Genomic DNA, 18,832 nt, shown 5'->3' with positions numbered 1-18,832 from the left:
TCCATGCTGGCCTCCGTGTCGGAAATCGCCGGGTGTGGCCCTGTCCACACCGTGCGGCTCTGGCAGCAATGCTAACCCGCGTTTGATTCCTCACGGCGGGCCAGCCTTTGCCTCACGGGAGTCATACTGTCTAAAAGAGCCGCTGATGGATGTTGGATTCGCTCGTTGACAATGAGATCAGGACTCAACTCTTGATTGTCGAACGACCCAAACTGGGCCGAAACCAGAAGCTCCTCTCCCTGCTCGCGCGAGGCCACGCAAGTGCTAGTGCATGGTATGCGTGACGTGGAAACAGATTTCAGGCGCCTCATCGCGCCCCGTCCTGCGCTTCGCTGTCCGACGCATCAATGCACGCATATGCGACCCACGTACGAGATTTGCCGAAACCGCCGCATTGGCATCGCGGAGCGCAGTGGCCAGTTCGTGCGCAAATACGCGTTGAAACACCCCCAGCGCTCCTTCATTTCCTCTACCACCCGTTGCGAATAGCCAGCGAGCGAGTCACGACAACCGTTTGCGGTATCGCGCTCGAACAACTCATCCGCTATCCGCTGCGCCGCCGTTTGCCAGTTATCCCGATTCGCCGGTTCACCAGCCTCGGTGGGTAGTTTCGCATCGCACACTGGGAGCGCCATTTCGTCGGGCAAAGTCATCCCAGATGTCCCGCGCCACGCCTGCAACACGATCCGTAGCACACCGAACGTGGTCAGCCCGACATCGCCGTCGTTATAGAGGAAGCAGTACACGCACAACGTCAGCCAGCACACCAGCACGATCACACCGAAAGTCACGCGCGACAGCCGGCTCAGCACTCTCGCGCACAGCGAAAACAGAAACAGAATGGCAAATCATTCGGCGCTGATCGACCACGACACGAAGTTCCAGCTCGCTTCGCGACGAAACATCGGCCGACGAACACCAGAAACGTCACCGGATACAGCGGATACACGCGCGCAAACCGCTTGACGATAAACGATCGATAGTCGACCCAGCCGAACGCGGTCGCTCGCGAAGGAAGATACGTATGGGCAAGGATGAAGCCGCGCAGCATGAAAAAGATGTCAACACCCCAGACCCAGTTATCGACGAGTTGCACAATGCCCAGTGGCAGCCCCCTTCGTTGTCGGCAAAGTGATGAACGACGGCGAGCAACGCCGCGAACGCACGCAGCCCAGTCAGGCCGTAGATCTTTCGCATTGAATTGCCCGGCGATCACGCAAGTGAGCACGACGCAGCGCCAGGTAAAAGAGGTGCGGCCACGCGATGCGCGGCCCAGCGGCAAATAGTGTTGATGCATCGATGTTGCGAGACAGGTCTACCCTCCTCGCGCAGCCGGCCTTCGGTATCGGCTGTTTGCAGACTGATGCGGGTGTGGTTGCCGGTTCGCCCGACAACGGGTGAGAGGCCGACGGCAGCACGGCAATTGCATCGTATAAGTTCGCCGCAACGCGGTGTGTGCGCTAACACCCCAGTTGATCGGTAAGGTCTCGAGGGTGCGCCGACGAGTCGCTTCGGGCCTGATACAGCCGTTTGCGGTCAGCGTCGCGCCGCGTCCGGCGCGACGTCGTGGCGCAACGCATGGCCAGCCTGGTCGGGAACGTGGAGCGGGTCGTACGACCGTGGCATCGCGAGGTTGCGCGCAACGACGGTATCGGCCTGTGCGCTCGGCTGCTGGCGTGGCGCGCCGTATGCGGCTATCGCTTGCGCGGGTGCCGACGCGAACCACAAGATCCTGCCGGCGCATTCGATGCCAACCTGACGTCCGTTCCAGTAGACAGCGTTTTCCATCGCGACCTCTCCCCGAACATGAAGAACGTCATCATCCGCGCTGCGCCTCGCGTGTCCGTCTGCCAGCGCACGTCGAGCCATCAGTAGTCGCTTCAATCATAGGTGGCCCGGTGCTCTGCGCATGACTTGTCACCAAATGAGGTCCTTTTGTCACAGCAATGCGGGATGAGTTTGCCAACCCCTGTCAGTCAGTTGATTAACGACCAAATCTTTAAATAGTGTTTTGCGCGGTCAACGCGATGGGGAATGGGTCGTTTACCAAGAATTAGACTGCGAGTTATGCAATCGGCAAATTGCGTACGTTCAGTTCAGGAAAAGCGAAAAACCTGTCGATGCGGCAATGCACAAGTTTGTCACGTTTTAGTCATGCGACAACGTTAGATGCAGCGCGGCGACAATATCGATCGGTCGTGCTGAAGCCTACGCTTGGCAAGGCTCAGAGGGACTGGCAGAAGGAGCGGGAAGGAGATGATTTCGCGCCGGCAATTAAGCGGATCAAGCAGACCGCGAAACGCAGGCAATAGTCAGACGATAAATTTTATTCAATCCCTCCGCTGGTGTGTCGGCTTGTGCCGTTAAAGCAACAGAGTGTGTATGACTCGCATCGGACACTGGTGCGATGTAGGGGACGAGGCCGATAATCGATTCGCAAAGGAGAAAGATCATGGATGCCAAACCACCGAAGATTCCGACCCCGGACAAAGTTCTTTACCCGGATCCGGAACCTGTGGCCGTCGAGTTTTTGGGAGCCGAGCTGCCCGAGCATGTTCGCGCTTTCTTTGACGAACAACGCAAGTCGTGCGATCCGAAGTAACGGTCCTTGGCGCGGCGCAGCATTCGCGCTCGTTGATTTCACGCGCAGCGAATACTCGCGTCCTCATTACGCGTCCGACATCTCCGTCATGACGTTGGATCAGCTCGCCTGAGCACAGCAGTTGCACTGGGCCACGCGGCTTGAGCGCGCGCATACGCGCATCCTTCTCTCGCCCACTTCCCCCGACGATCCGTGTGAATCGTCCCGGTGCTCGCAGGTTGCGGCGCATCATTTATTCTTCTGGTTTTTCCCTCAACGGCCGCCCGGCCACGTCCACCTCATGAATCATTTGCATCGCTTCGGCGCGTCATGCGCGCTCGTCATCGCCGCCGCCTTCGCCTTCTCGCCCGCCCCCGCCCTCGCCGACGGTGACGACACCGCGCTCACGAGCCTGATCGCGCTGGTTTCGCAGCGCCTTGCACTCGCGGAACCGGTCGCACGCTGGAAGTGGGCGAACCACCAGCCGATCACCGATACGCCGCGTGAAAACGCGCTGCTCGCCGAGGTGGAAAAGCGCGCCGCGGCGGCAAACGTCGACCCGGCGTTCGCCCGCGCGTTCTTCCAGGATCAGATCGATGCGAGCAAAGACGTGCAGAACGCGCTCTTCGCGAACTGGCGTCGCACCCAGCCACCGCAAGGTCCCGCACCCGATCTCGCAACCAGCACCCGACCGCAGCTCGACAAGCTGACACAATCGTTGATGGCGAGTCTGGCGCGCGTGCAGCCGCTGCGCGCGGCGGACGATTGTCCGTCGCGGGTCGCGCAATCGCTGGCTAACTGGAAGGCGCTGACGCGCTATGACTCTGCGCATTCGAGCGCGTTGACGCACGCACTAGGTCACGTGTGCGAGACGGGCGGAGTCGGCGCCACCGGCTGATTCCGGTAACGCCACGGCGCGCGCACGTCGCATAAGCGTCACGCGACGATGCTCGACTCAGGGCTGTCACGCGACACGCTCAACGGCATCACGCGCAGGCCTCGCGCCAGATGGCTTTGCAGGATACGGTACGTCGAGAGTTCGAACGACCCAGCCAGCGTCGACGCATGCAGCTGCGCCGCCGCGACGAGCGAGGGCGCGTGTCCGAGGTAGCGCCAGCGATCGACCACGTGGAAGATACCCTGCGCGTCCTCACGCTCCTCGAACACGATGGGCCCCTCGAACGGCCACGGCGCGTTCGCGGGATCGCTCTTCGTCACGCGCGGCAAGCGGTTGTGGCCCGGCCGCAGCGTTGCGATCCACTGCGCCTCCGCGAGCATCGCGCCGAGTTCTCCGCCAGTCGCGTGCCATTCGACGCGTCGCACGAGCTGCGCTAGCCGCATATCCTTCGACGAACGCCGCTCGCCAGTCAGATGCGAGCGCAGCCGCTGACGCACGCGCACGCTGCGACCGACATACAGCGGCGCATCGTCTTCGCCATAAAACGCATACACGCCACAGCCAGCCGGCGCGGTGTCGAGCAAATCCTCGGTGATGTCGCCGGCGAGCCGGTAGCGACGCGTCGTGCGCTCGATCTGCGCGCGCAGCGCTTCCAGCGGCACAAGCGTCGGCAGACGCTGCCAGAACTGCCAGATCAGATCGGCGTCGGCGAGCGCGCGGTGGCGATCGGACGGCACCAGCGCATGGCGTTCGACGAGGGCATCGAGACCGTGGCGCGTTTCGCCGGGAAACAGCGCGCGCGACAGCCGCACCGTGCACAGCACGTCCGGATCGAACGCGATTCCCGCGCGACGAAATTCGCTGCGTAAAAATCCGCGATCGAAACTCGCGTTGTGCGCGACGAACAGCTTGCCGTTCAAACGCTCGAACAACGCGGGCGCGATCGACTCGAACGTCGGTGCGCCGCGCACCATGTCGTTCGTGATGCCGGTCAGCTGTTGGATGAACGACGGAATCGGCTGCTGCGGGTCGATCAGGCTGCTCCAGCGCGAGACGCCAGCCAGCCCGACTTCGACGACGCCAACCTCAGTAATGCGGTGCTCGCTCGTGGAGCCGCCGGTCGTTTCGAGATCTACGAAAACGATGGGTGCATCGAGTGCCGGTTCCGGCGAAAGCAGTTCAGACATGGGACAAGGGATTCGGGCGCATGAATTTGCGGCAAGTATGCACCAGTTGGACGTTGTGCATCCAGACAGCGCCCCGTGCGCAGCTGGAAACTGCGTCGGCACGGGCCGTCGATTTTGCGCTGAAATCCCGCAGACGCTTAAACCAGACCATTAATCCAGACGTAGTCAATTCGTTTCGATGGATTATCTTCCGACAATAATGCGTATTGTTGAACCACGCAGTTACCGAAGATCCGACCTGGGAGACATCTAGATAAAAATAAAAACCCTCGCGCGACGGCGAGGGTTTTTCGCTCCCGACTGCGCGGGCGGCACGCCCAGCCCAGCGCATTTACAGCGGCTGAATGTTAGCCGCCTGCTTGCCCTTCGGGCTGGTCTTGACTTCAAAAGACACGCGCTGATTTTCCTTCAACGACTTGAAGCCCTCGCTGCGGATCTCCGAAAAGTGCGCGAACAGATCCTCGCCACCCACGTCTGACGTGATGAAGCCAAAACCCTTAGCATCGTTGAACCATTTGACGACACCAGTTTCCATTTCCTGTTTTCCCTCTGTGATTAATCCAAAGCGGGCGTTGCCCTCGAATCGATCTAACCCCGATTCAGTTGCCTTTATCTGATCAAGACAGAAACAGCCAATCAAATTCGGCTTTGCCGTTATACGGGGAACAGAGAATGACCGTCAAGTAAACTTTTCATATGCGTTTAGCGTATAAAAAGATAAGACTTCAAACTACACGGATATAGGCCGGCGCGTCAAATTTACCTGAACGAAAATAATCCGAGTCCGCAAACGGGAAAATTTGCGAAAATATGCAATACGAATGTAACAAAGTCTATCTTTGCGTAAGTGTTTGTCCGACTTGTTGCGGCGCCGCCTCACTCGCATGATGCAAGTCAGTTGTAGCGATGCGCTTCAGGAGGTTGCCATGCTGTCCAAGGAAATTCACCGTCTCTTCACCTGGCTCACTCATTCGCACGCAAAGGTCATATCAGACCAGCCCGCACAGATCGGGGATTCATGCACCGTTTTCGACTTCGATCCGATGTGGCACGGAGACCATTGGCAGAACCTGCTCTCCTCGCCAATGGATGCGCGCCGTTATGTGATGGAAGACTGGAGCGTGCCCGCGCAGGCGGACTGGGACGACGCGGAAGGTACTGCGCCCGCTCATTAGAGACATTCGCGAAACTCGTCCGCCATAAAAAAAGCGCGACTGGAAGGTCGCGCTGACAAAGGTTTGGAGATCTTTTTCGTCAACGAAAAAGTCTGCTTCGGAAAGCAGAACTTACAGTATAGCGGTCATATGCAAGTTCGATTATTCACACAATTAACAATCGTCTATTGCCGCCACAACAACAATCGTTTTCCCGCATTTCTTCCCGTTGTTTTTCCGCATCGTTCGGTGTCGCGAATCAGCAACGCGCTTTAGGAAAATTCAGACGCCGAATCCGCCCAGTCGGCGCAAAGCCTTTATCCATAAGGCTCGAATGGCGATTAACGATCGTTTCTCCTCGCGTAATACTTTATTGCGCGAATCGGAACGCCAACTCCCGGAAGTGTCTCTCTACACTCTGCCTAATCGGAAACCGGCGCGGATCTGGTCAACGCGCTTCTCACGCGAATTCGGCTTCTCGCAGCGCTCGCGTGAAGGTCTCCCAAGCCAGGGTTTTATACCTCTCTCGCTCTCGGAGTTATATCAATGAAGAAGACACTCATGGTCGCTGCCCTGTCGGGCGTTTTCGTAACGGCAGCGCACGCGCAAAGTAGCGTCACCCTATATGGCCTGATCGACGCCGGTATCACTTATACGAACAACCAGCATCCGAATCCGAGTAGTAACCAGCACGGCGCCAACGTGGCGATGACGAGCGGCTCGGTGAACGGCAGCCGTTTCGGCCTGCGTGGCGCTGAAGATCTGGGCGGCGGTCTGAAGGCCATCTTCACGTTGGAGAACGGCTTCGGCATCAATGACGGCACGCTCAAGCAGAACAGCCGTCTATTCGGCCGTCAGGCCTTCGTCGGTCTGTCGAGCGACCAGTTCGGTGCCGTGACCCTCGGCCGTCAATACGACAGCATGGTCGACTACGTCGGCCCGCTGGCACTGACCGGCACGCAGTACGGCGGCACGCAGTTCGCGCACCCGTTCGACAACGACAACTTGAACAACTCGTTCCGTATCAACAATTCGGCCAAATTCCAGAGCGCGAACTACGGCGGCTTCAAGTTTGGCGGCTTGTACGGCTTCTCGAACCAGGCTGCCGGCTTCGCCAATAACCGCGCTTACAGTGCGGGCGCGTCGTATAACTGGGGCGGCCTGAACGTTGCCGCTGCGTACATGCAACTGAACAGCAATGGCGCGAACAGCGCAGCCGCTGCGTTCAACTCGGGTGGCGCGGTGTCGGGCGACAACACGTTCTTCGCTCAGCGTCAGCAGACGTGGGGCGCAGGCGCCAACTACGCGTTCGGCCCGGCAACGGTCGGCCTCGTGTACTCGCAGACGAACCTGCACGGCTTGGCAGGTATCAGCGCGGCCGCATCGGGCATAACGGGCGGCGTCGGCTTCCCGACCAACAGCGCTCAGTTCCAGAACTTTGAAGCCAACGCCCGTTACGCGCTGACGCCGGCAATCAGCATCGCTGGCGCGTACACGTACACGCGCGCGAACCTGTCGAGCTCGCACGTGCACTGGAACCAGGTCAACCTGCAAACCGCGTACGCATTGTCCAAGCGTACCGACGTGTATCTGCAAGGCGTGTATCAGGCAGCAAACGAAGACTCGATCGTTAACGCCTACATCAATGGCGTGGGCGGTGCTTCGGGCAACAACAAGCAAGTCGCTGTGACCGCAGGTCTGCGTCACCGCTTCTAAGCACTGCGCAAGGACTGGCAGTAGAGAAGGCGCCGTTCGCGGCGCCTTTTTTTATGTCCGTGCCGACGTGGGTTTTTGCCGCTTTGTGCGCAGGCCTGCGTGCGTGCACGTGAGCCCACGTCCTCGCCAGAGGCCTAGCGGCCGCTATCAGGCAGCGGATACTTGACGTCGAGAATATCGATCGGCTGCGGACCGGCCGGCGTGAATAGCGTGACCGTATCGCCGACTTTAGCCTTCAGCAGCGCACGCGCAATGGGCGAAATCCAGCTTACGTGCCCGATGTCCAGGTCGACCTCGTCGACACCGACGATCGTCACCTGATGCTCTTCGCCGTCCTCGGTCGCATAGTCGACCGTCGCGCCGAAAAACACCTGGTCGACGTTTTCCTGCCGGCTGCTATCGACGACCTCGGCTAGATCGAGCCGCTTGGTCAGAAAACGGATGCGCCGGTCGATTTCCCGCAGACGGCGTTTGCCGTAGATGTAGTCGCCATTCTCCGAGCGGTCGCCGTTCGACGCCGCCCACGACACGAGCTTGACAACCTCGGGCCGCTCGACATCGATCAGATGCAGCAATTCATCACGCATACGCCGATGACCGGCGGGAGTCATGTAGTTTTTGGTGCCGGCGGGCACGTCGGGCTGGGCGATGTCGAGATCGTCATCGTTGTCTTCGCTCGACTCTTTGACAAAGGCCTTGTTCATAATCATCCATTAACAGCAACTAGCAACAATCTCATAAAAGGTTACACGATCGGGCCGGCGACACAAATCGCCGTGATGGGCTTCCGTTTTTCAAATCTGTTGGCTATAATCTCGTTTCTGTGTGCGGCTGTAGCTCAGTTGGATAGAGTACTTGGCTACGAACCAAGGGGTCGTGGGTTCGAATCCTGCCAGCCGCACCACCTTATTCGAGAGTTCCCTTACAGGGAGCTCTCAGGTTTCATCAGTTTTTACAGTAAGCATCACCGTTTTGCGTGCGGCTGTAGCTCAGTTGGATAGAGTACTTGGCTACGAACCAAGGGGTCGTGGGTTCGAATCCTGCCAGCCGCACCACCTATGAAGGGCCTTCCAACCGGAAGGCCCTTTGTTTTTCTGGCGCACCATGCCGTGCCCGTGCGCCAGCAACTCATCGCGGCGGCGACTGGATATCCCCAATTTGCCCATCCGGGTGCGGCAAGTCCTCGACGACCCCGCCCACCGTTTGCTCGCTGATCGTGTCGGTCCGCATGCCGGTCAGTGCCTGGCGCTCGCGCAGCACGTCGTCGACGGTATCGCCGAAACGGCTCACGACAAACGCCCGCAGCAAAGCAATGCGCAGCGAGTCGCCCATTCCCTCCGAGGCCCGCTGCCCGCCCTTGAACTCAGCGACGCATACCGCGCCTTTATCGCTGTGCTCGCGCACGTCGAGCCGCATCGCGCGCTCGAGCACAACGGCAGCCGCCTCCCATGACGCGGAAGGCGTGAAACGCCCGTCCCACGGACGACCACGATCGTTGCCGCGGATCGCAACAGTCTCGCCGCTATCGGTAAAGTAGATTTCGCGCACGAAGTCGTGCAGGCTGCGCGCCACCCAGTAATCGAGCGCCACGTCAGCGAGGTCGGACACGTTCATCTGCGTTCCCCCTGGAGTTCAGGTGAGACCTGCCTTGAGTTGTATCCTGAGCCGCCGCACGAAAGATGCCTGACTGGCGAGAAGCGTCAGTCCAAGCCGCGCCGACGCCCAGCCGGAAGCCGTTCAGTAATCCGCGCGCTCGCGGTCGATGCGCATGCCGCCGTCGTGGCGGTGATGCCCCTCTTCGCTCGGCCGCTCACGCGTGATGCGCATCACATCGGGATTCGTGCGCACGCGCCGCATCACATTGGCCAGATGCACCCGGTCGCTGACCTGGATCACGAAGCGCAGAATCGTGGATTCCTGCGACAGATCTTCGTCCATCGCGATATGGACGATGTTCGCGTCCGCCGATGTGATGTCGGCCGCTACGCGGGCGAACACGCCCTTGGTGTTCTTGACCAGTACCTTGACCGCGACATCGAACAGCCGCCCCGGCTGCGGTGCCCACGCGACGTCGATCCAGCGGCCCGGATCGCGCCGGTGGATACGCTGCGCGACGCGGCAGTCGGTGGTATGAATCGCCATGCCGAGACCGATGCCGATATAGCCCATGATGTCGTCGCCCGGAATCGGACGGCAACACGCGGACAGCTGCACCGACATGCCCTCGGTACCGGTGATGACGACCGGCGGCGCGTGCGGCGTCGAACCGGACTCGGAGCGCGAGCCGTCGTCGTCAGCGTCGCGCCCGCTCATCAGCACTTCGATGCGCTTGGCCATCACCGCGGCGACCCGCCGGCCGAGACCGATGTCCGCGAAAATTTCCTGACGGTTCTTGTTGCCCGTCCACTGCACGAGCTTTTCCCACGCCTCCGGCGTCACATCCGATAGCGCAAGACCATAGCCCTTCAACGCCTGATCGACGAGACGCTCGCCGAGCTGCACCGACTCGTTCAGACGCATCGTCTTCAGATAATGACGGATCGCCGAGCGCGCCTTGCCGCTGCGCACGAAGCCGAGCCATGCGGGGTTCGGCTTAGAATACGGCGCCGTAATGACTTCGACGATGTCGCCGCTCTTCAGCTCGGTACGCAACGGCAACAGCTCGTTGTTGATCTTCACCGCGACGCACTGGTTGCCGAGGTCGCTGTGGATCGAGTATGCGAAGTCGAGCGCGGTGGCGCCGCGCGGCAGCGCCATGATCTTCGACTTCGGCGTGAACACGTAGACCGCATCCGGGAACAGGTCGATCTTCACGTGCTCGAGGAATTCGCTCGAATCGCCCGCCTCGCTCTGAATGTCGAGCAGCGACTTCAGCCACTGGTGCGCACGCATCTGCACGTCGTTCAGATCCGCGCTGCCGTTCTTGTACAGCCAGTGCGCGGCGACGCCCGCCTCGGCGATCTCGTGCATCTTGCGCGTGCGCACCTGAAACTCGATCGGTGCGCCGAACGGGCCGACGAGCGTGGTGTGCAGCGACTGATAGCCGTTCACCTTCGGGATCGCGATGTAATCCTTGAACTTGCCCGGAACAGGCTTGAAAAGCGCATGCAACGCGCCGATGCAGGTATAACACTCGAGCGCGCTCTCGACGACCACGCGAAAACCATACACGTCGAGCACCTGCGAAAACGACAGCTGCTTGTCGCGCATCTTCTTGTAAATGCTGAAGATGGTTTTCTCGCGACCGGTGACTTCGGCGTCGAGCTTCGCGTCCGCAATCGCGCGCTGCACCGATTCGAGAATCTTGCCGACCACCTCGCGACGATTGCCGCGCGCCGCCTTCACGGCTTTTTCGAGTGTCGCGTAACGGTGCGGGTTGAAGTTCGCGAAACTCAGGTCCTGCAGCTCGCGATAGGTATTATTCAGGCCGAGCCGGTGAGCGATCGGCGCGTAAATGTCTAGCGTTTCGCGCGCGACACGGCGACGTTTCTCCGACGGCACCGCGCCGAGCGTGCGCATGTTGTGCAGCCGGTCGGCGAGCTTCACGAGGATCACGCGCACGTCGCGCGCCATCGCGAGCAGCATCTTGCGGAAGTTCTCCGCTTGCGCTTCCTCGCGATTGCGAAACTCCATCTTGTCCAGCTTGGACAACCCGTCGACCAGCTCCGCGACCTTCGCGCCGAAGCGCTCGGCGAGCTCCGCCTTGGTCACGCCCTGGTCTTCCATCACGTCGTGCAGCAGCGCCGCCATGATCGCCTGGGCGTCGAGATTCCAGCCCGCGCAGATTTCCGCGACGGCGACCGGATGCGTGATGTAGGGCTCGCCGCTCTGGCGATACTGGCCGAGGTGGGCTTCATCGCTGAAGTGGAACGCCGCCTTGATGTCCTTGATCTCTTCCGGCTGCAGATAGCCGGACAGCGCAGACGTCAGATTGGCGATGGAGACGACGTCATGCCGGCGCGGCTGCTCCGGCGTGGCGGTCGGCCCGAACAGATGGCGAAACGATTGCTCGAGGACCGCGTCGATGTACTTGCGTGCAGAGGACGGCGAGTCGGTGTCGTGCTCCGCTTCCGTGGCGGTGGGCGGGGTAGCACTCATGGTCGCCTCCGGTAGCGGTCAGGGTTGGACGCAGTTCTGCACGTTGAGCAATCCGGTGTGGCGAATACCGGCAAGTCGAAAACGAAAATCCGTGGGCCTTAGACCGGCACCTTCTTCAGCATTTCGACGCCGACCTGACCCGATGCGATTTCACGCAGCGCGAGGACGGTGGGCTTGTCGCGGCTTTCGATTTTCGGCGTGTGGCCTTGAGCGAGCTGACGCGCGCGATAGGTTGCGGCAAGCGCGAGTTCGAAACGGTTCGGGATCTGTTTGAGGCAGTCTTCGACGGTAATGCGGGCCATGTTGGGTTCCTTCTCAGTATGTTGCTTATTCTACCTTATGTGCTTGACACCACGCCGCGCTCACGCGTGCGGCAGGTGGATGCCGAGCTGCATGAAAAGCTGCGTGTGACGCGCGTACTGCGACGCGAAGCGCGAGCGCGTCGCGCCGACGAGGCACTGCAACTCCGCCAGCGCGCGATCGAAGTTCTCGTTGATCACGACGTACTCCGCTTCGGCCGCGTGCGCGATCTCGCCGCCCGCCGCGAGCAAGCGTCGCGTGATTACGTTCGGCTCGTCCTGGCCGCGCTTTTTCAGACGCTCTTCGAGCGCTTCGAGCGACGGTGGCAGAATGAAAATCTCCACCGCGTTGTTGAATTGCTTCTTCACCTGCTGCGCACCCTGCCAGTCGATTTCGAGCAGCACGTCATGGCCGTTTTTCATCTGCTCCTCGATCCACACGCGCGACGTGCCGTAATAGTTGCCGTGCACTTCCGCGCTTTCGAGAAACTCGCCCGCGTCGTGACGCTGCATGAAATCTTCGACGCTCGTGAAGTGATAGTGCTCGCCGTCCTGCTCCTTCGGACGCGGCGGGCGCGTCGTGTAGGAGATCGACAGACGGATCGCGTCGTCGCTCGCGAGCAGCGCGTTCACGAGCGTCGACTTGCCCGCGCCCGACGGCGCGACGACCATGAACAGGTTGCCGGGATAAGCGCCGGCGTACGAATGGCGCGCCGCGCCGGTTTCGCGTGGATGGTGGTCGGTCATGATGTGGGGTGCTCCAGCCTTATTCGAGATTCTGTACCTGCTCGCGCATCTGTTCGATCAAGAGCTTCAGCGTCATCGACGAATCCGCGAGTTCCTTCGCCGCCGCCTTCGAACCGAGCGTGTTCGCTTCGCGGTTCAGCTCCTGCATCATGAAGTCGAGCCGCTTGCCGACCTTGCCGCCCTTCTCGATCACGTGACGCGTTTCGTTCAGGTGCGCGGTGAGGCGCGACAGCTCTTCGGCGATGTCGATGCGAATGCCGTACATCGTCACTTCCTGGCGAATCCGCTCGTTGATCTCTTCGCGCGACACGATCGTCACGGCCGCATCCGGCGCGGCGATGCCGAGCGCTTCCTGCAGACGCTCGACGATTTTCTGCTGATGTCGCGCAATCAGCTCGGGCACGAGCGGGGTGATCTTCACGACGATCGTCTCCATTTCGGCGACGTTGGCGAGCAGCATCGTCGCGAGTTGCGCGCCTTCACGCGCGCGCACGTCGATCAGGTCCGCGATCGCCTGCTTGCCGCATCCGAGCACCGCTTCGCGCAGCGTCTCGGGCGCGATGCCGCTTTCGGCGAGCACGCCCGGCCAGCGCAGAATTTCGCCGGTGCGCAGACGGCCGGCTTCAGGAAACGTGCCGAGCACCGTGCGTTCCAGCTGCGCGAGTTGCGCGAGCGCGTCGCGGTTGATCGCGCCCGCGTTCGCCGACTGCTCGCTGCGCTGCAGATTCACGCGAATGTCGACCTTGCCGCGCGACAGCTTGTTCATCAGCATCTCGCGCAGCGTCGGTTCGACGACGCGCACGTCTTCCGGCATGCGGAAGTTCAGATCGAGAAAGCGCGAGTTCACCGTGCGCAATTCGACCGACACGCTGACGCCACCCGTGCCCGAGGCTGCCACGAGTTCGCGCGTGGCGCTCGCATAGCCAGTCATGCTGTAGATCATCGTATTTCTCGCGATTGGGGCCATGCGGTAGACGATGGCCTGAGAAGCGGATCGCCCGGCGTGTACGAGACGCGGGGCGGGGAATCGGCATTATCCCATTTTTGTCGCAGCCATCCGCATGGGCAACCGCCCTATCCGATCGGCGGTAAAATCAGGGTTTTTCCTCCGCCCTCCTCCAGCCTATCCCGACCATTCCGACATGAGCAACGACACCCAACGCCCCAGCGGCCGCCAGCCCCACCAGTTGCGCGACGTGCGCATCACGCGTCACTACACGAAGCATGCGGAGGGCTCGGTGCTGGTCGAATTCGGCGACACCAAGGTGATCTGCACCGCGAGCGTCAGCGAGAGCGTACCGCCGTTTCTGCGCGATCGCGGCCAGGGCTGGCTCACCGCCGAATACGGCATGCTGCCGCGCGCCACGCATACCCGCAGCGACCGTGAAGCCGCGCGCGGCAAACAAACCGGCCGCACGCAGGAAATCCAGCGGCTGATCGGCCGCGCGCTGCGCTCGGTGTTCGATCTCGAGAAGCTCGGCGCGCGCACGCTCAATCTCGACTGCGACGTGATCCAGGCCGATGGCGGCACACGCACCGCGAGCATTACCGGCGCGTTCGTCGCCGCGCATGATGCGGTCGCCAGATTGCTTGCCACGGGCCGCATCGAAAGCTCGCCGATCCTGGATTACGTCGCCGCGATTTCGGTCGGCGTGTACGACGGCGTGCCGGTGCTCGACCTCGACTACGACGAAGACTCGCAGTGTGACACCGACATGAACGTCGTAATGACGGGAGCGGGCGGCTTCGTCGAAATTCAGGGCACCGCGGAAGGCGTGCCGTTCTCGCGCGAAGAAATGAATGCGCTGCTCGATCTCGCGAGCGACGGCATCAGCACGCTGATCGCGAAGCAGAAAGAGGCGCTGGGAGTGCAGCAGTGAATGAGGTTCGTCAGGACGGTGGCGGGAACAATGCTCACGGCGTAACGTCGGGAATGCCGCTGAAAAAGGTGGTGCTCGCGTCGAACAACGCGGGCAAGCTGCGCGAATTTGCGGCGCTGCTCGGCGCGGCCGGCATCGAGTTGATCGCGCAGGGCGAGCTCAACGTGCCGGAAGCGGAAGAACCGCATCCCACCTTCGTCGAAAACGCGCTGACGAAGGCCCGTCACGCTGCGCGGCTCACCGGCCTGCCCGCGCTCGCCGATGACTCGGGTCTTTGCGTGCGCGCGCTGCGCGGCGCGCCGGGCGTCTACTCGGCCCGCTTCGCACAACTCGCCGGCGGCGAGAAAAGCGACGCGGCGAACAACGCGCGCCTCGTCGACGAACTGCGGGACGTGAGCGACCGCCGCGGCTATTACTACTGCGTGCTCGCACTCGTGCGTCACGCGGACGATCCCGAACCGCTGATCGCCGAAGGCCGCTGGCATGGCGAAATCCTGGACGCGCCGCGCGGCGAGCATGGCTTCGGTTACGACCCGTACTTCTATCTGCCGTCGCTGAACGCGAGCGCCGCCGAACTCGAGCCGGCGGTCAAGAACGCGAGCAGCCATCGCGCGATCGCGCTGCGGCAACTGCTCGCGCGTCTGTCGGAGGAAGCGTGATTCCGATCCGATCGACGCCGGCGGACATCGGCAAGGGTGTCGTCAGTGCGTTCACGTCGCCGGGCAGCATCCGTTTGACGTCGCTGCCGCCACTTGCGCTGTACGTACATTTCCCGTGGTGCGTGCGCAAGTGCCCGTACTGCGACTTCAATTCGCACGAGTGGAAAGGCGAGACGTTCCCGGAGAACGACTACCTCGACGCGTTGCGCGCCGACCTGGAAATGGCCTTGCCACTGATCTGGGGCCGCCAGGTGCATACGGTGTTCATCGGCGGCGGCACGCCTAGTTTGCTGTCGGCGGCGGGGCTCGATCGCATGCTGTCGGATATTCGCGCGCTGCTGCCGCTCGACGCCGACGCGGAAATCACGCTCGAAGCGAACCCCGGCACGTTCGAAGCCGACAAGTTCGCGCAGTTTCGCGCGAGCGGCGTGAACCGGCTGTCGGTAGGCATCCAGAGTTTCAACGAAACGCATCTGAAGGCGCTCGGCCGCATTCACGACGCGGCGCAGGCACGCCACGCGGTCGAAGTCGCCGCGACCACGTTCGACAACTTCAACCTCGACCTGATGTTCGCACTGGCCAGGCAAACGCTCGCCGAATGTGAGGCCGACGTGGAAACGGCGTTGTCGTTTGCCCCGCCGCATCTGTCGCTGTATCACCTGACGCTCGAACCGAACACGCTATTCGCCAGGTTTCCGCCCGCGTTGCCCGACGATGACGCGTCCGCAGACATGCAGGACTGGATTCATCAACGCACCGCCGAGGCCGGCTACGGGCGCTACGAGGTGTCCGCGTATGCGCAGCCGCATCGGCAGAGCAAACACAATCTGAACTACTGGCGCTTCGGCGACTATCTCGGCATCGGCGCGGGCGCGCATACGAAGCTGTCGTTTCCTAATCGCATCGTGCGCCAGGCGCGCTACAAACATCCGACCACGTTCATCGAGCAGGCCAGGGTTGGTGCAAGCGTGCAGGAAGAGCATGAGGTCGGGCCGCGCGATCTGCCGTTCGAGTTCATGCTGAACGCGCTGCGCCTGGTAGAAGGATTTCCGGTGCATCGGTTCATCGAGCGCACGGGCCTGTCGATCACGACGATCGAGCCGGCGTTGCAGGAAGCGGAACAGCGCAAGCTGATCACACGCGACCACGAACGGATCGCGCCGACGCCGCTCGGCCAGGCGTTCCTGAACGACCTGCAGGCGCTGTTCCTGAAAGATCCGCAGTGATGGCGGGTCGCCTGGACTCGGCAGCGAAGTCTTTTCAGGTTACAATTTGCGGCTTGGAGGTGTGGCCGAGTGGTTTAAGGCACCGGTCTTGAAAACCGGCGAAGGAGCAATCCTTCCGTGAGTTCGAATCTCACCGCCTCCGCCATACATGCCCGCGTGACAAGGGTTTCCCGGCGGCGAAAATCAAAACCCGCCCACCTACCCGCCCAAAGCTTTGAGGCTATTTGATCGGCGCTGATACTGTTTGACGCGACGGCAGCGCGGTTGAAGTCTCAATAAATGCGCGCCGGCGACCGTCGACACGTTCCCTGCGCCATGCTCCTGCGATGAATGAAGTTCGCGGCGGTGAGATCACCCCAGATCGAACAGCGCCCGGTCAGCGGGCCGGGTAACGCCTCGTCCATCATCTGCCTGAACTCGGCCTCATTCCATTCGCCGCGATCCACGCGCCGCAGCACCGCCTCGCCAACGAGCATCACCCTGCGCTCGCGGTCGGCCTTCGTCTGCTTGTACGCCTGGCGGCTCGCCTTCTGCGCGGCCTTGCGTGTCGCCTTCATCTCATCGAGCTTCGCGTCTGTCGCGGCGATGCGCTTTTTCAGCAGGTTCATGGTGGGACGTCCGGGGTAGTTGACGTGCGCCGATTCTATCGTTTACCGCCGCCGTGTCCGGTCTCACGCCAACTGGCATAGGTCAGCCCATCTCATCGCGAGCCGCCCGCCAGAAACGCAAAACCGCCCTGGTGAGCGGTCGGCGTGCCGGTCTTTCCCGGCTGCCAGGTCGACGCCCCGAGCGGAATGCTGGCGGCGCGTCTGTGTGATTGCGTGGCGCCCTTCGAGCGACGGTTGATGCCGCCCGCCGCCCCTTTTAATAGACGGAAAAAACCCCGTCTCGCGCGCGCGTGATGGACTGAAGAAAGTCGGCCCGCATTAACTACCCGGTACAAACGGGTGGTGTTTCGTGCGAACTTTCGCAGCAGCGACTAACCGCGCACGGGCTTGCGCGACAGGGCTTTGCGGACGTCTCCCGCTTGCACCTATTCGTGCATTCGTTCGGCCTTATGCCGACATTGCCGGGTCGTCCGCACTCTGCACCTCGACACTTTGCGGCCCGCGCCCGCGTGGTGGAGTCCGGGTTTTTTCCGTCAGCGCCCCTGGTTTGCGTAGCTCGGATTGCGTCCGGGAAGCCCGGTGTGTAGGGCGCTCACGGCGTTTCTTTCCCGTTCCACTCCTTTTAATAAGGGAAAAAAACTCCCCTCTGCGTGGTAACCGAACAAGTGGTATCCGGCGCCAGCCCCGTTAGATGGGCGGTTTCCGTGGCAACCTGTGTGGCAACCTCGCGCGCGGTAACCGGCCGCTCGGCCGCTGCTGACGGGCCTTTCGCCGGGTTGATGGCTAGTTTCCAGTGGCAATCGGCGCGGTAACCGACGCGAGAACTGCAACCCTCAAGGCTTTCAGTCCATCGGGCACGGTGGGTGGCGCCGGGGGCCTGCTCTTCGGTGCGTCGACATCGGCTTGCACTCTGCGCCGAAGTCACTCGGTTTCGGTCAGGGCATCGTAGGCCGCCGACGTGGCGCCTCTAACAATCGATGCGCGATTCAGAATCGCATAGCACTGGTTCTTGTCCTTCGTATCGAACTCTCGATAGGGATTTTGGACACCATCGAACAGTAGCCAGGCGTCCTTAAGGCAACGACGAATCTCCACGAGTTCACTGAGCTGTCCGTCGCTAATGCTAGGACGCTGGCTCAACGCAGATATGCGCTCGAGGAGATCGTCCATCGTCCGACGGAACATTGTGGCGCGCGGGTGATTGGGCCACTCCATACGGTGAAAAGTTGCTCGGAAGTCCTCTGGCAAAAAGACCTCAGGCGAATGGTCAAAAGTGCGTGTCAGGTCGCGGAGCGCCTCGTCGGCTTCGTCAGCTATTGCGCGAACGGTGGCGGCCAGAGCGAGATTGGACGTTCGGCGCTCGCTTTCGCGTAACCGCCGGTCTTTGCGAGACTGAAGCCAAGGAAACATGAAGGCTGAGACCACGGCCAGAATGCTCCCGATTGCCTGGACCCAACCCGACAGGCCGGCGTTGTTGTTGGTCCAATTGAGCACAGCTTGAATTATGTCCACGGCCACAAAGTCTTCGGATGCAAAGCGGCCAATACTACGTGGCGGCCGCCGGTGCGGCCAGCAATATTCCATGCAACGCGAGTCGTTGCGTTGTCATCCGGCCAGCCACGCGGCCAGCCGGCGCTCATCGTCGGGCGGACCATCGAGGAGCGGCACGCGCTCTAGCGCCAGTGGCGATCCGCCGAAGGGAGCGCGACGATATCCACCGCGCCATCGCGGTCCGCACGCGCGATCAGGCCCACATACATCCGAGGCCCGCCGGGGTGT

The 18,832-nt window shown here is 61.6% G+C and carries 20 protein-coding genes and 3 tRNA genes; 10 read left to right on the top strand and 13 right to left on the bottom strand.

The window, feature by feature from the left end; genetic code table 11:
• Window positions 1-344: 344 nt before the first annotated feature.
• From HDG33_RS06960 to HDG33_RS06950, 3 genes are all read right to left on the bottom strand, one after another.
• Window positions 345-812, bottom strand: a complete 468-nt coding sequence (locus HDG33_RS06960) for a hypothetical protein (RefSeq protein WP_184023304.1) — start codon at window positions 810-812, stop codon at window positions 345-347.
• Window positions 806-1,297: an acyltransferase gene (locus tag HDG33_RS06955; protein ID WP_184023303.1), complete on the bottom strand. Its 492-nt coding sequence runs from the start codon at window positions 1,295-1,297 to the stop codon at window positions 806-808. Before HDG33_RS06955 ends, HDG33_RS06960 begins: the two co-directional genes overlap by 7 nt.
• Before the next feature lie 239 nt (window positions 1,298-1,536).
• Window positions 1,537-1,788 carry a hypothetical protein gene (locus HDG33_RS06950; RefSeq protein WP_184023302.1) on the bottom strand — a complete coding sequence of 84 codons (252 nt, stop codon included), beginning with the start codon at window positions 1,786-1,788 and terminating at the stop codon, window positions 1,537-1,539.
• Between the two features lie 664 nt (window positions 1,789-2,452).
• Here HDG33_RS06950 and HDG33_RS06945 point away from each other — a divergent pair.
• On the top strand, window positions 2,453-2,602 hold the full coding sequence (locus tag HDG33_RS06945) for a hypothetical protein (RefSeq protein WP_018421453.1): 150 nt from the start codon (window positions 2,453-2,455) through the stop codon (window positions 2,600-2,602).
• Window positions 2,603-2,882: 280 nt separating this feature from the next.
• A complete protein-coding gene (locus HDG33_RS06940) occupies window positions 2,883-3,479 on the top strand; it encodes a chorismate mutase (RefSeq protein ID WP_184023301.1) in 597 nt (198 codons plus the stop codon).
• Between the two features lie 38 nt (window positions 3,480-3,517).
• On the opposite strand, the gene HDG33_RS06935 is transcribed toward HDG33_RS06940, so the two are convergent.
• Window positions 3,518-4,666, bottom strand: coding sequence for an exonuclease domain-containing protein (locus tag HDG33_RS06935; protein ID WP_184023300.1), 1,149 nt, complete (start codon window positions 4,664-4,666; stop codon window positions 3,518-3,520).
• A gap of 331 nt (window positions 4,667-4,997) precedes the next feature.
• Window positions 4,998-5,201 (bottom strand): cold-shock protein, encoded by a 204-nt coding sequence (locus HDG33_RS06930; RefSeq protein WP_018421456.1) that lies wholly within the window; start codon window positions 5,199-5,201, stop codon window positions 4,998-5,000.
• Window positions 5,202-5,592: 391 nt separating this feature from the next.
• On the opposite strand from HDG33_RS06930, the gene HDG33_RS06925 reads away from it, so the two are divergent.
• Together HDG33_RS06925 and HDG33_RS06920 are read left to right on the top strand one after the other, a co-directional pair.
• Window positions 5,593-5,841 carry a hypothetical protein gene (locus tag HDG33_RS06925; protein ID WP_090805424.1) on the top strand — a complete coding sequence of 83 codons (249 nt, stop codon included), beginning with the start codon at window positions 5,593-5,595 and terminating at the stop codon, window positions 5,839-5,841.
• Between the two features lie 525 nt (window positions 5,842-6,366).
• Window positions 6,367-7,536, top strand: coding sequence for a porin (locus tag HDG33_RS06920; RefSeq protein ID WP_184011084.1), 1,170 nt, complete (start codon window positions 6,367-6,369; stop codon window positions 7,534-7,536).
• Between the two features lie 134 nt (window positions 7,537-7,670).
• Here the strand turns inward: HDG33_RS06920 and greB are convergent, their stop codons facing one another.
• On the bottom strand, window positions 7,671-8,240 hold the full coding sequence (gene greB / locus HDG33_RS06915; RefSeq protein WP_184023299.1) for a transcription elongation factor GreB: 570 nt from the start codon (window positions 8,238-8,240) through the stop codon (window positions 7,671-7,673).
• A gap of 123 nt (window positions 8,241-8,363) precedes the next feature.
• On the opposite strand from greB, the gene HDG33_RS06910 reads away from it, so the two are divergent.
• Both HDG33_RS06910 and HDG33_RS06905 read left to right on the top strand, forming a co-directional pair.
• Window positions 8,364-8,440, top strand: a tRNA-Arg gene (locus HDG33_RS06910).
• A gap of 74 nt (window positions 8,441-8,514) precedes the next feature.
• Window positions 8,515-8,591, top strand: a tRNA-Arg gene (locus HDG33_RS06905).
• Window positions 8,592-8,664: 73 nt separating this feature from the next.
• On the opposite strand, the gene HDG33_RS06900 is transcribed toward HDG33_RS06905, so the two are convergent.
• The 5 genes from HDG33_RS06900 to HDG33_RS06880 all read right to left on the bottom strand — a co-directional run bounded on the left by HDG33_RS06900 (window position 8,665) and on the right by HDG33_RS06880 (window position 13,623).
• On the bottom strand, window positions 8,665-9,150 hold the full coding sequence (locus HDG33_RS06900; RefSeq protein ID WP_184023296.1) for a phage protein NinX family protein: 486 nt from the start codon (window positions 9,148-9,150) through the stop codon (window positions 8,665-8,667).
• A gap of 123 nt (window positions 9,151-9,273) precedes the next feature.
• Window positions 9,274-11,634: a bifunctional (p)ppGpp synthetase/guanosine-3',5'-bis(diphosphate) 3'-pyrophosphohydrolase gene (locus HDG33_RS06895; RefSeq protein WP_184023294.1), complete on the bottom strand. Its 2,361-nt coding sequence runs from the start codon at window positions 11,632-11,634 to the stop codon at window positions 9,274-9,276.
• A 98-nt stretch (window positions 11,635-11,732) separates the two neighbouring features.
• Entirely contained in the window at window positions 11,733-11,936 is a 204-nt protein-coding gene (gene rpoZ / locus HDG33_RS06890; RefSeq protein ID WP_008921215.1) for a DNA-directed RNA polymerase subunit omega, read from the bottom strand.
• 60 nt (window positions 11,937-11,996) lie between these two features.
• Window positions 11,997-12,680 carry a guanylate kinase gene (gmk, locus tag HDG33_RS06885; protein ID WP_090801453.1) on the bottom strand — a complete coding sequence of 228 codons (684 nt, stop codon included), beginning with the start codon at window positions 12,678-12,680 and terminating at the stop codon, window positions 11,997-11,999.
• 19 nt (window positions 12,681-12,699) lie between these two features.
• A complete protein-coding gene (locus HDG33_RS06880) occupies window positions 12,700-13,623 on the bottom strand; it encodes a YicC/YloC family endoribonuclease (protein WP_184023292.1) in 924 nt (307 codons plus the stop codon).
• 199 nt (window positions 13,624-13,822) lie between these two features.
• Between HDG33_RS06880 and rph the strand changes: the two genes are divergently transcribed.
• From rph to HDG33_RS06860, 4 genes are all read left to right on the top strand, one after another.
• Window positions 13,823-14,560, top strand: coding sequence for a ribonuclease PH (gene rph, locus HDG33_RS06875; protein WP_090801456.1), 738 nt, complete (start codon window positions 13,823-13,825; stop codon window positions 14,558-14,560).
• On the top strand, window positions 14,557-15,219 hold the full coding sequence (rdgB, locus tag HDG33_RS06870) for an RdgB/HAM1 family non-canonical purine NTP pyrophosphatase (RefSeq protein ID WP_409258975.1): 663 nt from the start codon (window positions 14,557-14,559) through the stop codon (window positions 15,217-15,219). Before rph ends, rdgB begins: the two co-directional genes overlap by 4 nt.
• Complete coding sequence (hemW, locus tag HDG33_RS06865; RefSeq protein ID WP_184023290.1) at window positions 15,216-16,445, top strand: radical SAM family heme chaperone HemW; 1,230 nt, start codon at window positions 15,216-15,218, stop codon at window positions 16,443-16,445. Before rdgB ends, hemW begins: the two co-directional genes overlap by 4 nt.
• A 55-nt stretch (window positions 16,446-16,500) precedes the next feature.
• A tRNA-Ser gene (locus HDG33_RS06860) sits at window positions 16,501-16,590 on the top strand.
• A gap of 127 nt (window positions 16,591-16,717) precedes the next feature.
• Here HDG33_RS06860 and HDG33_RS06855 read toward each other — a convergent pair.
• Both HDG33_RS06855 and HDG33_RS06850 read right to left on the bottom strand, forming a co-directional pair.
• Window positions 16,718-17,053 (bottom strand): hypothetical protein, encoded by a 336-nt coding sequence (locus HDG33_RS06855; protein ID WP_184023288.1) that lies wholly within the window; start codon window positions 17,051-17,053, stop codon window positions 16,718-16,720.
• A 921-nt stretch (window positions 17,054-17,974) separates the two neighbouring features.
• Window positions 17,975-18,637, bottom strand: a complete 663-nt coding sequence (locus HDG33_RS06850) for a hypothetical protein (RefSeq protein ID WP_184023286.1) — start codon at window positions 18,635-18,637, stop codon at window positions 17,975-17,977.
• Between the last annotated feature and the right edge of the window lie 195 nt (window positions 18,638-18,832).

The organism is Paraburkholderia sp. Cpub6 (genome assembly GCF_014201065.1).
Taxonomy (GTDB): Bacteria; Pseudomonadota; Gammaproteobacteria; order Burkholderiales; family Burkholderiaceae; genus Paraburkholderia; species Paraburkholderia tuberum.
This window is presented reverse-complemented; position numbering and strand designations above follow the sequence as displayed.